12 protein-coding genes are annotated in these 12081 nt (G+C 63.0%); 2 read left to right on the top strand and 10 right to left on the bottom strand.

Going from position 1 to position 12081, the window contains the following annotated elements; genetic code table 11:
* Window positions 1-118: 118 nt before the first annotated feature.
* The 8 genes from L888_RS0104055 to mazG form a co-directional block, all read right to left on the bottom strand.
* Window positions 119-550, bottom strand: coding sequence for a hypothetical protein (locus L888_RS0104055; protein WP_005847655.1), 432 nt, complete (start codon window positions 548-550; stop codon window positions 119-121).
* Window positions 551-573: 23 nt separating this feature from the next.
* Window positions 574-1005 (bottom strand): hypothetical protein, encoded by a 432-nt coding sequence (locus L888_RS0104060; RefSeq protein WP_027951963.1) that lies wholly within the window; start codon window positions 1003-1005, stop codon window positions 574-576.
* Window positions 1006-1097: 92 nt separating this feature from the next.
* Window positions 1098-1613 carry an RNA polymerase sigma factor gene (locus L888_RS0104065; RefSeq protein WP_015310501.1) on the bottom strand — a complete coding sequence of 172 codons (516 nt, stop codon included), beginning with the start codon at window positions 1611-1613 and terminating at the stop codon, window positions 1098-1100.
* Between the two features lie 52 nt (window positions 1614-1665).
* Window positions 1666-3237 carry a L,D-transpeptidase family protein gene (locus L888_RS0104070; protein WP_027951964.1) on the bottom strand — a complete coding sequence of 524 codons (1572 nt, stop codon included), beginning with the start codon at window positions 3235-3237 and terminating at the stop codon, window positions 1666-1668.
* 19 nt (window positions 3238-3256) lie between these two features.
* A complete protein-coding gene (locus tag L888_RS0104075; protein WP_005847662.1) occupies window positions 3257-3568 on the bottom strand; it encodes a T9SS type A sorting domain-containing protein in 312 nt (103 codons plus the stop codon).
* A 408-nt stretch (window positions 3569-3976) separates the two neighbouring features.
* Complete coding sequence (locus L888_RS0104080) at window positions 3977-4891, bottom strand: ribonuclease Z (protein ID WP_005847663.1); 915 nt, start codon at window positions 4889-4891, stop codon at window positions 3977-3979.
* 36 nt (window positions 4892-4927) lie between these two features.
* Entirely contained in the window at window positions 4928-5497 is a 570-nt protein-coding gene (locus L888_RS0104085) for a lipocalin-like domain-containing protein (protein ID WP_027951965.1), read from the bottom strand.
* A gap of 26 nt (window positions 5498-5523) precedes the next feature.
* Window positions 5524-6453 (bottom strand): nucleoside triphosphate pyrophosphohydrolase, encoded by a 930-nt coding sequence (gene mazG / locus L888_RS0104090; protein ID WP_005847666.1) that lies wholly within the window; start codon window positions 6451-6453, stop codon window positions 5524-5526.
* 146 nt (window positions 6454-6599) lie between these two features.
* Here mazG and L888_RS0104095 point away from each other — a divergent pair, with 146 nt between their 5' ends.
* Together L888_RS0104095 and L888_RS0104100 are read left to right on the top strand one after the other, a co-directional pair.
* Window positions 6600-9293 (top strand): valine--tRNA ligase, encoded by a 2694-nt coding sequence (locus L888_RS0104095; RefSeq protein ID WP_027951966.1) that lies wholly within the window; start codon window positions 6600-6602, stop codon window positions 9291-9293.
* A 3-nt stretch (window positions 9294-9296) separates the two neighbouring features.
* On the top strand, window positions 9297-10556 hold the full coding sequence (locus L888_RS0104100; protein ID WP_027951967.1) for a clostripain-related cysteine peptidase: 1260 nt from the start codon (window positions 9297-9299) through the stop codon (window positions 10554-10556).
* A gap of 102 nt (window positions 10557-10658) precedes the next feature.
* Here the strand turns inward: L888_RS0104100 and L888_RS0104105 are convergent, their stop codons facing one another.
* Both L888_RS0104105 and nth read right to left on the bottom strand, forming a co-directional pair.
* Complete coding sequence (locus L888_RS0104105; RefSeq protein WP_027951968.1) at window positions 10659-11369, bottom strand: DUF2461 domain-containing protein; 711 nt, start codon at window positions 11367-11369, stop codon at window positions 10659-10661.
* Between the two features lie 4 nt (window positions 11370-11373).
* Window positions 11374-12024, bottom strand: a complete 651-nt coding sequence (nth, locus tag L888_RS0104110; protein WP_005847672.1) for an endonuclease III — start codon at window positions 12022-12024, stop codon at window positions 11374-11376.
* Between the last annotated feature and the right edge of the window lie 57 nt (window positions 12025-12081).

Here is a 12081-nt window from a genome sequence, read left to right on the forward strand (position 1 = left end):
ACGAAAAAGCCCCCCGGCCATAATGGCCAAGGGGCGCAAGCCGGCACTCCCACAGGGAGCCGCCGGCCATCATGCGCCGTGGCGTGGGGGCATCGGGCCGTCCCACGCCACAGTTTGTTCAATGCTGGCGGCGCGCCATGCGGCGGAAAGCCTGCCGATGGAACTTTTCCTCAGCCTTGATGATGCGCAGCACGGTGCCCGCCGGCAGCACCTTGCAGAACCGGGCATGGTATTGTTGCTGCAACTTCTTGATTTGCAGGTCTATCTCGTCGCACGCGCGGATGGCCTCAAGACTGGCTTTGTCGTCGCGTGTGTCGGTATGCCGGTACTGCCGCATCTTGCCAAACAGCACGCGTTGCTTCTGCTGCATCTCCTTGTAGACCGGAAAAAACACGGCCGCCTCCTGCGGCGACAGCCCGGCCTCGGTGGTGACAAACTGTTCAAGGTCGGCCTCAAACTGCCGCGGGTCAAACTTCGGGCCCTCCTGGGCAACCGCCGGAAGCATGACCGCCACGACGGCCCAGACCATCAATATTCTCTTCCAAATCATAGACTACACGGGGTTTAGGGGTTTCAATCAGTATCGACCATATACTTGTACAGGTCTTCGGTGTCGAGCATGGCATAGTCGGCCATGGCGTCCATAGCCGAATACGAGACCTGTGCCGGGGCCTCGGGCGCGGCGCTGCCTTGGGCGGAGGGCTTGCCCCCGCCGCCATGCAGGTAGACTTCGAGGCTGAACACGGCCACGCACACGCTGGCCGCAGCCACCACGGCCGGGTGCAGCCGCCGCCACAGGGTGGGTCGCAGGGCCGCCGTGCGGGCCCGCCGCCCGCCGCCCACAACGGTTTCGGGAGTCGCGGCGGCCTGTTCCGGCGCGGTGTCGGCCCCCTCGGGCAGCTGCCGCATCACCCGCGAGGGCAGGTCGTCGAAATAGCCCTCGGGCACCCGGAAAGGCGTCTGCCGGCCCAGCATTTCGGTCAAGCGTTTTTCTTCTCTGTCCATATTGGCTTGTCTCCTTTTGTCCTTTTGACGTTCGGCGCTTGGGAAAGTTTAATCCCGCGCGCCCGAATTTTCCGATCGCCACCCCGCGGGCGTCAGCCGTGGCCCTCGAGATAGGCCGTGATTTTCTTCACGGCCAGGTGGTAGCTGGCCTTGAGCGCCCCCTCGCTGGTGCCGAGCAGACGGCTCATCTCCGCATATTTCATCTCGTCGAAATAGCGCAGGTTGAACACCGTGCGCTGCACGTCGGGCAGCGTGGCCACGGCCTCCTGGAGGCGTGCCTGGGTCTCGTCGCCGTCGAACCACTCGTCGGCCAGCAGCTGTGCGGCCACCGTCTCGTCGGCATCGGCGCTCACCTGCTGCACCACGCGCCGGTGGCGCAGGAAGTCGAGCGACTCGTTCACGGCGATGCGGTAGAGCCAAGTGGAGAGCCGCGAGCGGTTCTCGAAGGTGTCGAGCCGGCTCCACGCCTTGAGCAGCGTGTTCTGCAGCACGTCGTCGGCATCGTCGTGCGAGAGCACCATGCGGCGAATCTTCCAGTAGAGCGGCTCGCCATAGCGGGCCACGAGGGCCTCGAAGCCCTGTCGCCGCCGGCCGGGGTCGGCCAGCATCCGGATGATTTGCTGTTCGTCGGTCTCGCTCACGTTGCGGGTCGGGGTGGGATTAGAGATAGTTTTTCAGAATGTCGTAGATCACGCGGTCGTAGCCATACACGTCGGCAAAGGCCTCGATGCGGCCGTCGGGGTCGGGGTAGAGCGTGAAGTAATAGAGGAATATCGGCACGGCGGGCTCCACTTTGACCGTGCCCACCAGCCTGCGGCGGTCGAGTGTGTCGCTCACGGCCAGCATCTCGGGCGTGAGCTCGCTGCGTCGCTTGCCCAGCGGCGACACGTCGGCCGCCATCGAATAGCGTATGCGGTCGATGAGTTGCTCGTCCTTGCGGGCCAGCATGAACACGGCCAGGTCCAGCGGTCGCTCCACGCGCACGCAGCCATGGCTCACGCCGCGGTCGGTCTGCGCAAACACATTGCGCGACGAAGTGTCGTGCAGGAAGATGGAAAGGCCGTTGTCGAAACGGAAGATGATGCGGCCCAGGGCGTTGCCCTCGCCGCCCTCCTGTATCACCAAGTAGTCGGCGTCGAGCAGCATTCCGCGGGTGACGAGCCCCGGCTCGACCACGCGCCCCGTGCTGCGCTGGCGCACAAAGTAGCGGTGGCGGCGGAAGTAGCCCGTGTCGCCGGCATGCGGCAGGATGCTCTTGCGCACGATGCTGCGCGGCATCACCCACTGGGGATTGATGTCCATGCGCTGCACGCGGCTGGCCATGACCGGCGTTTTGGTGGCCATGGTGCCCGAGGCCACGCGCATGGTCATCGTCTCGTCGCCGTCTACGGCAAGCAGATGGTACGAGGGAATGTTCACCAGCACGTATTTGCGGTGGGCCTGGGGCCGGTCGGCCAGCCGCCATCGGCACCGCTCCATGTTCACCAGCAGCCGCACGCGGTCGGGCGCCGGGGCGGGGCCGCTGTCCAGCCGGGCCCGCAGCCGGTGGTAGAATGCGTCCTGCGGCTCCGCCTCCGCAAGGAAAGGGCCCACGCTGTCAGTCCCTGCCTTGCGCAGGGCCTCGCGGAAGAAGGCACGCGTGGCGTGGCGCATCTTCAGATCGAAGAGCGTGCGGTAGGTCGGGTGCACGGAGTCGCTGTCGTGCACGTCGAGCCGGTTGAAGACGTAGGTAGGGTTTACAAAGCCGAACTGCTGTCCGGCGGCATAGCGCAGGTAGGCTTTCGTGAGGTTGTATTCCAGCCGGGCCATCACCCGGTTGATGCGGTTGTCGCCGTCGTCGAAGCGCAGCTCGCGGGCCCGTTTCAGGTCGGCCTCGATCTGGGGCAGGCGGAAGCGGCGGCGGCTGAACCCCATGCGCGCCACGCCCTGCAGGTGGGCCACCGCGCTGTCGGCCCTGCTGTCGAGCCCCTTACGGTCTATCCACACCAAGGGACTGCGGCCGGCATAGTAGGCACGCGTGCGCTGGTCGGCTGCCATCGAGTCGCGGTCGGCGGCAGCCAGACGGTCTATTTCTTCACGGATGCGGTGGGAGTTGAGCCGGTAGGCCGGGGCCGACAGCGTGGCAAAGTCGGCCAGCGACAGGTTGCGGTTGGGGTTGGGCTCCTTGTCATGGCACGACTGCAACAGCCCCACCACGAGCAACAGGAGCACCCACGAGCATGGGTACTTCAAAGCGGCAACGCCAATCGGCTCATCGAATGGAAATCTTTCTCACCACCTTGCCCACCTTGACGATGTAGCAGCCCTTGGGCAGGTTGAGCGGATAGCTCTTTTCCGAGCTGTCCACCTTGACGTTCATCACGCACAATCCCGTCACATTGTAGATGGAAAGCGTCTGTCCTGCAGCTCCCGACACGTGGAGCACCGACTCGCTCGACACCGAAATGACCACTGAAGGCAGGTCGTTCTCGATGATTTCCACGGCGGGGGCGGCCGTCGTCCGCAGCGGCACGGCGGCGGCGAGCAGGGTTAGCAAGAGGGTGAAAAATATCTTTTTGCACATACGCGTTTGCTTTTGGATCCACTTGCAAAGATAGCAGATTGCGGTGAAAATCTCCCGATTGCCCCCTCCTTTCTTCGCTCGGTTAAGAATATTTAACGTGCGCTACACAATACTTTCAGCCCCCGCCCTGTCGGGTGTCGGTTGTCAACTCGGCGGCATGGCCCGGTGCGATTCCCGCCGCGGCGCGCTTGCCGCCCGCGAAGTGCGTGGGCGTGCAGATTCGTCCATGCCGCAGCGGCGTTGCGAACACGCCGCCGGCACCCCGCGAACACGCCGCAAACGCCCCGCGAACACGCCGCAAACGCCCCGCGAACACGCCGCAAACGCGATGCGAAAACGCCGTCATCGCAGGGCGAAGACGGCGTAAAGAAAATGCGGGCGGCCGAAAGACGGAACAAAAGGCCGGCCCTACACGCTGACCACCAGCCCCTCATTGGCCAGCAACGTGTTGGGGAAGACGGCCTGGGCCTCGCGCAGCAGCAGCGTCTCGTCGTCGTAGCGTGCGCTGAAATGGCCCAAGAGGAGCCGCCCCACGTGGGCGTCGCGGGCCACGGTGGCCGCCTGAACCGACGTGGAATGGTGGTAGAGGCGGGCGCGGTCGGCGTGGGCCGCGTCGTAGGTGGACTCGTGATAGAGCAGATTCACGCCCTCGACGGCCTCGTGCAACGTGGGCATGTAGCGCGTGTCGCTGCAATAGGCATAGGCCCGGGGCGGGGCGGCGGGCAGCGTGAGCCGGTCGTGGGGGATGAAAAGACCGTCGGGTGTGGTCCAGCCGGCCCCGTTCTTGATGTTGTTGATTTGGCTCAGGGGAATCTCGAAGCAGTCGATCATGTCGCGGCGGATGTGGGGCAGCGTGGGCTTCTCGCGGAAGAGGTAGCCGCAACAGGCGATGCGGTGGCGCAGGGGAACGGACTCCACGGTAAGGCTGCGGTCGTCGTAGACCACCTGCTGCCGCGTGGTGGCGACGGCATGGAACTCCACCGTGAACTCGAGCCCCGTGCAGAACTGCCTCAACACCGCGTCGAGCATGGGCCCCAAGGCGGCCGGGCCGTAGACGTGGAGCGGGGCCGTGCGCCCCAGCATGCCGAAGGTGGAGATGAGGCCGGGCAGCCCGAAGCAGTGGTCGCCGTGCAGATGGGAAATGAAGATGGCCTGTATTTTGGTGAAGCCCACGTGCGACCGCCGCAGCTGCATCTGCGTGCCCTCACCGCAATCGACCATGAAGAACTTGCCGCGCAGCTCCACCACCTGGGCGGAGGCGTAGTGCTTCAGCGTGGGCAGCGCACTGCCGCAGCCCAGAATATGTATTTTGAATGGTTCCATAAGCCGTGAAGCGCGCCCCGACGACGGGGCCGCCGCTTATTTCTGACGCTTGTAGACGAAGATGCCTTCGCGGTTTTCCAGATAGAGCGAGTCGCTGCCCAGGTTGTCGATGCTGAACGTGTCGCGGTTGAGCAGCAGCTGGCCGTTGAGGATTTTCCAGCTGGTCCAGGGGTTGCGCTCGGCCTTGACGCTCGACTTGACCACGCCGCCCTCGAGGATTTCAAAGTTCTTGTCCAGGCTGGTCCACTTGCCCAGCAGCGTGGTGAGGTTGATGACGCGGCGCGCCGTGGGGTCGCCGTCGACGGCTTGGCCCTCGATAACGGCCAGCCTGTCGCCCACGAGCAGCCCGCCCTGCACGTCCTGCCGCCCGTCTTCGTCCTCGCCCAGCACGTAGCGGAGCGTGTCGCCGGCGTCGGTAATGAGCTCGAGCGTGTGCATGGCCGTGCCCTCGCCACACACGCCATAGACGGTGGAGTCGGCCGCGGTGTCGGCCAGGAGGGTGCTGTCGGCCCCGCCGCGGTCGCCGCGCGACGGCGTGTTGCGGCAGCCGGCCACCACAAAAGCCAGGGCCAGCAGGGCCAAGGCGCAGAGAGTTACCTGTTTCATCGTTGCATGTATTTAGGGGTTTGTCTTCATTTTTCCTGCGCCTTGGCTTCGTTCCAGAGCGCGTCCATCTCGCCGAGCGTCAGTTCGCTAAGGGCCTTGCCCGCAGCCTTGGCCTGGCGTTCGATGTAGCCAAAGCGCGAGATGAACTTGCGGTTGGTCGACTCCAGCGCGTTGTCGGGGTTCAGCCGGTAGAGGCGCGCGGCATTGATGACGCTGAAGAGGAAGTCGCCCAGCTCGTGGGTGGAACGCTCGCGGTCGCCGCGCCGCAGCTCGGCCTCGAGCTCTCCCAGCTCCTCGCGCACCTTGTCCCACACGTCTTCTTTCTGTTGCCAGTCGAATCCCACGTTGCGGGCCTTGTCCTGTATGCGGTAGGCCTTGATGAGAGCGGGCAGTGCAGCGGGCACGCCGCTGAGCACACTCTTGTTGCCGTCGCGCTCGCGCTGCTTGATTTGTTCCCACGTTTGCTCCACCTCGCCGGCCGTGCCGGGCTTGTCGCCAAGGGTTTCGCCGTCGGCCTTGTAGACCACCTGGCCCTGCGCGTTCATCGTCATGGCGGGGTTGTCCACGGCGAACGGGGCGTTGTCGATGCCCCAGTCGCCCTCGCTGCGGCTCCAGTCGATGAAAGGATGGCGGAACATCAGCTTGTCGGCCTCCCGGTTGCACACGTCGGCCATGTCGTAGGCCCCGGCCTCGGCACCTATCATGGCGTAGAACACCACGTGCTCCATCACGTCGCCCAGCTCTTTCATCACCTCGCGGAGGTCGCCGTGCTGCAGGGCGTCGGCCAGCTCGAACACCTCCTCGATGGTGTTGGGGCGCAGGCTCGCCATGGTTTGTTTGCGGTCCCAGGGGCACTCGCGGCGCAGACGGTACTGCACGTCGAGCAGCCGGCCAAAGGCGGCCAGCATCTCGGCCCGGCTGTGCCGGGCCTGGGGTTTGCCGGATTGTTGCATCATCTTTTTGATGCAAAGTTACGGGTTTTCGGGGATAAATTCGTAATTTTGCGGTGTTTTTGTGGGCCGACAAGGCCGTTTTCGCCCGCATGCGAAAGCGCCGATGCGGCCCCGGCAAGGATAAATATACGAAAAGACAACCAACATACATGGAATTAGCAAGCAAGTACGACCCCAAAGAGGTGGAGTCGAAATGGTACGAGTATTGGCTCGACAACAAGCTCTTCAGTTCTAAACCCGACGGGCGCGAGCCCTACACGGTGGTGATTCCACCACCCAACGTGACCGGTGTGCTCCACATGGGCCACATGCTGAACAACACCATTCAGGACATTCTGGTGCGCCACGCCCGCATGGAGGGCAAGAATGCGTGCTGGGTTCCCGGCACCGACCACGCCTCGATAGCCACCGAAGCTAAGGTGGTGGCCCGTCTGGCCGAGCAGGGCATCAAGAAAACCGACCTGACACGAGAGCAGTTTCTCGAGCATGCCTGGGACTGGACGCGCGAGCACGGAGGCATCATCCTGAAGCAGCTGCGCAGGCTGGGCTGCTCGTGCGACTGGGACCGCACGGCCTTCACCATGGACGAGACCCGCTCGGAGGGCGTCATCAAGGTGTTCGTGGACCTGTACAACAAGGGCTATATCTACCGCGGCGTGCGCATGGTGAACTGGGATCCGCAGGCACAGACGGCGCTCTCGGACGAGGAGGTGGTGTACAAGGACGAGCATTCCAAGCTGTACTACCTGAAATACTACGTGGCACCCGAGGACCAGGCCTCGGTGGAGCGCAGGGATGAGGGCAACGTGATGCACCGCGACGGCCGCGGATACTATGCCGTGGTGGCCACCACACGCCCCGAAACCATCATGGGCGACACGGCGATGTGCATCAATCCCGACGACGTGAAGAACACCTGGCTGCGCGGCAAGCACGTGGTGGTGCCCCGCGTGGGCCGCGTGATTCCCGTCATCGAGGACTCGTATGTGGACGTGGAGTTCGGCACGGGTTGCCTGAAAGTGACTCCCGCGCACGACGTGAACGACCACGCGCTGGGCCTCAAGCACGGCTTGCAGACCATAGACATCTTCAACGACAACGGCACGATGGCCGAGGCCGCGGGCATGTACGTGGGTCAAGACCGCATGGACGTGCGTCGGCAGATCGCCCTCGACCTGGAGGCCGAGGGACTGATGGAGCGTGTTGAGGACTACGACAACAAGGTGGGCTTCTCCGAGCGCACCAACGTGCCCATCGAACCGAAGCTCTCCACGCAGTGGTTTCTCAAGATGCGGCACTTCGCCGACATTGCGCTGGCCCCTGTTATGGACGACGACATCGAGTTCTATCCCAAGAAATACAAGAACACCTACCGCCACTGGCTGGAGAATATCAAGGACTGGTGCATCTCGCGCCAGCTGTGGTGGGGACACCGCATCCCGGCCTACTACTTCAAAGATGCCGAGGGAAAGAACGCCTGCGTGGTGGCCGAGACGGCCGACAAGGCCCTGGCCGAGGCACGCCGGCAGAATCCGGCCCTCACGGCCGACGGCCTGGAGCAGGAGAGCGACTGCCTGGACACGTGGTTCTCGTCGTGGCTTTGGCCCATCTCCGTCTTCGACGGCGTGAACCATCCCGACAATGAGGAGATACGGTATTACTATCCCACGTCGGACCTGGTGACGGGCCCGGACATCATTTTCTTCTGGGTGGCCCGCATGATTATGGCCGGATACGAGTACCGCGGCACGTTCCCCTTCAAGCATGTGTACTTTACGGGCATCGTGCGCGACAAGCTGGGACGCAAGATGAGCAAGAGTCTGGGCAACTCGCCAGACCCTCTTCAGCTCATCGAGAAGTTCGGCGCCGACGGCGTGCGCATGGGCATGATGCTCTCGGCACCGGCCGGCAACGACATTCTCTTCGATGAGAACCTGTGCGAGCAGGGCCGCAACTTCAACAACAAGATATGGAATGCTTTCCGCCTGGTGCAGGGATGGCAGACGGCCGATGCCGCGCAGCCCGAGGAAAACCGCCTGGCCGTGGCCTGGTTCGAGGCCAAGCTCAAGGAGGTGAATGCCCAGATGGACGAGCAGTTCAAGGGCTACCGCATCTCCGAGGCCCTGATGACGGTGTACCGATTGTTCTGGGACGAGTTCTCAAGCTGGTATCTGGAGATAGTGAAGCCCGAGTACGGCAAGCCCATCGACCGCCTGACCTACGACGCTACGCTGCGTTTCTTCGACGACTTGCTCAAGATGCTGCATCCGTTCATGCCGTTCATCACCGAGGAACTGTGGCAGCACATCCTCGACCGCAAGCCGGGCGAGAGCATCATGAAGGCCACGCTGCAGATGGCCGCACCCACCGAAGCCGAGCTGAAACTCCTGGCCGACGTGGAGCAGGTGAAGCAGGTGGTGTCGGGGGTGCGCATGGTTCGCAACCAGAAGAACATCGCCCCGAAAGAGCAGCTCGACCTGCTGGCCATCGGCAGCAACCGCTTCGGGGCCTACGACAGCGTGATGACGAAGATGGCCAACCTGAAGACCGTCGAGACCGTGGCCGAGAAACCGGCCGACGCCAGCGCCTTCATGGTGGGCACCGACGAGTTTGCCGTGCCCGTGGGCGACCTCATCGACGTGGCCGCCGAGATAGAGAAGCAAGAGAAAGAACTGCAGCACCTCGAGGGATTCCTGGCCGGCATCCGCAAGAAACTGGCCAACGAGAACTTCGTGGCCCACGCCCCCGAGGCCGTGGTGGCCCGCGAACGCAAGAAGCAAAGCGACTCCGAGGAGAAGATTGCCGCACTGAAAGAGTCGCTGGCTGCGCTGAAAAACAAGTAAACCATGAAAAAATCGTTCCTGGGCCTCGTCGTGTTGGTGCTCTCTCTGGTCGGCGCACAGCTGTTCTCGGCGTGCGACAACAAGGAGGCACCCTCCGTGAACGACATCAACAAACAGACCATTCTGGTCTTCATGCCCTGGTCAGGCACGGCGGCCAGCAGCGGCCTCTATCCGGTTTTCCGGCAAAACCTCGACAGCATCGAGGGGGCCATCCTGAAGGCCAAGCGGCTGCAGGGACGGCTGATGGTGTTTATCAGCACGGCGGCCAGGCAGTCGGAGCTCTACGAGGTGGGCTACACGGGCGGCAAAATCGTGCACACACCCATCAAGACCTACGCGGGCAACGACTACACCACGGCGGCCGGCATCACGCAAATACTCAACGACGTGAAGGCCAACGCCCCCGCACTGAACTACGCCATGATGGTGGGCTGCCACGGATGCGGCTGGACCTACAAGGCCGATTGGGAGAACTATCCCTTCCAGGCCAAGCGCAACGTGCTGGTTCCCGGGCAGAAACAGGAGGCCGCCGCCGGGGCCAAGGGCATGGGCGGGGGCGCGGCCTGGCCCACAACCCGGTTTTTCGGCAGCGTGGGCGACAAGGCCTACGGCATCGACGTGCCGACGCTGGCCGACGGCATCCGGGGAGCCGGACTGAAGATGCAGTACATTCTCTTCGACGACTGCTACATGGCCAACGTCGAGACAGCCTACGAACTGCGCCAGGCCACCAACTATCTCATCGCCTCCACCTCGGAGGTGCTGGCCCTGGGCGTGCCTTATCAGACCATGTGGAGCGCACTGGCCTCGGCCACGCCCAACTATAAGACGGCCGTTTCGGCGTTCCACACGTTCTACTCGACCTACGCCTATCCCTACGGCGCCCTGTCGGCCATCGACTGCCGCAAGGTGGACGGCCTGGCCGCCATGATGCGGCAGATCAACCAACGCTATGTGCTGGCCGACTCGCTGGTGGACAGTCTGCAGGTGCTCGACGGCTTCAATACACCCCTGTTCTACGACTTGGGCGACTATGCAGACCATCTTTGCCCGAACACCACCCTGCTGAGCGACTTCCATTCGCGGCTCGACGAGGTGGTGAAAGCCAAGGCTGCCACAGATACGCTCTACTCGTACCTCTATGCAGCCCCCTTATATATAAAGGTGAAAAGCTACTCGGGGCTCACCGTCTCCGACCCCAGCCGCCATCCGGTGGCCCTGAAAGGCAGGGAGAAAACCGGGTGGTGGAAAGCCACGCACTAAGGCAAGGGGCATAAAAACAAGGCCGGGCGGCCATGCTTGCGGCCGCCCGGTTGAAAAGAAAGTGGGCGGCAAGTGTTGTGAACACTTGCCGCCCGCCGTTGTTTATTCGTAGTCATCAATGACGTTGTTGGTGAAATCTATCATCGGCTTGCCTGTCTTGAGTATCTTTACCATCTCTTTCGGCCATGCCTCGCCGTCGAAAAAGTCGTCGGGCACCACGTGCCACGCACAGTAATCTTTCATTTTCAGATAGCGCAGATGCTCGTAATCACTGGGGAAATCCTTGGGGGCCTTCTTTAGTCGGGCTATGCCAAAGCCCTTGGGGGCGGCGTGGTCGTCGCTCCATTCGGAGTCGTTGGCATAGCCGAAAGCCTTGATGAACTGGCCGTTCTCCACGCACTTGAGCCACTCGCCAATGTTTCCCATGATCTCATTGCGCATGGCAGTGAGGATGTTGGTAGGCAGCCAGTAGGCGCCAACAGCCAGCAAACACTGGCCCGGCTGCACGTGAAGGTAGTAGCCTGCGTGCAGACTCTTCTTGCCTTTGGCCGAGATATAGGCGCCGAAGTGGCGCTTGTAGGGCGACTTGTCGGGCGAGAAGCGGGTGTCACGATAGAAGCGATAGGTGCAGTCCTTGGCCGTGAGGTGCCCCACGGAGGGGTCGAAGGCGGCAATGGCAGCGATGGCTTTGTCCACGCCGGCGTCGAACGAGTCGCGGGCCGCCTGGTATTCGGACTTGTGTTCCTGGAACCAAGGGCGGTTGTTGTTGGCCGCCACGTCCTGCAGGAACTTCATGATGCGTTGGGTTTCCATGGGTCTATTCGAGTTTACTCCCCTCCAGCCGCTTGGGGCACACGGTGTCGAACGGGCACTCCCCGCACTTGGGCCGCGCACTCTGGCACACATATCGGCCGTGGAGCAGCAGCCAGTGGTGGGCCGATGGAATGTCGGCGGCCGGAATGTCGCGCATGAGATGCTGCTCCACTTTGAGCGGCGTGTTGGCCGTGCGAGGCACCAGACCGAGTCGGTGCGACACGCGATAGACGTGCGTGTCTACGGCCATCGTGGCCTTTCCAAACCATACAGCCTGCAGCACGTTGGCCGTCTTGCGTCCCACGCCCGGCAGTTTCACCAGTTCCTTGGGGTCGCTGGGCACCTCGCCGCCATAGTTGTTGACGAGCATGCGCGCCATCTCGACAAGGTGGCGAGACTTGGCATTGGGATAGCTCACGGAGTGAACGTACTCCAACACGTCCTCGGGCTCGGCCTGGGCCATGGCCCGCGCCGTGGGGTAGCGAGCGAAAAGGGCCGGCGTCACCTCGTTGATGCGCTTGTCGGTGCACTGTGCCGAGAGCAGCGTGGCACACAGCAACTGGAACGCCGAGCCGAACTGCAGCTCTGTGCCTACGTCGGGCGCGTTCCTGCGGAAGTAGTCGAGGATGTACTGATACCTTTCTTTGCGGGTCATGACAGGCAGGCTTTCCGCTTCGCCGGGGTGTTGCGGAGCGGTGGAGTTACGGAGTTA

The organism is Hallella seregens ATCC 51272, from assembly GCF_000518545.1.
Lineage (GTDB): Bacteria > Bacteroidota > Bacteroidia > Bacteroidales > Bacteroidaceae > Prevotella > Prevotella seregens.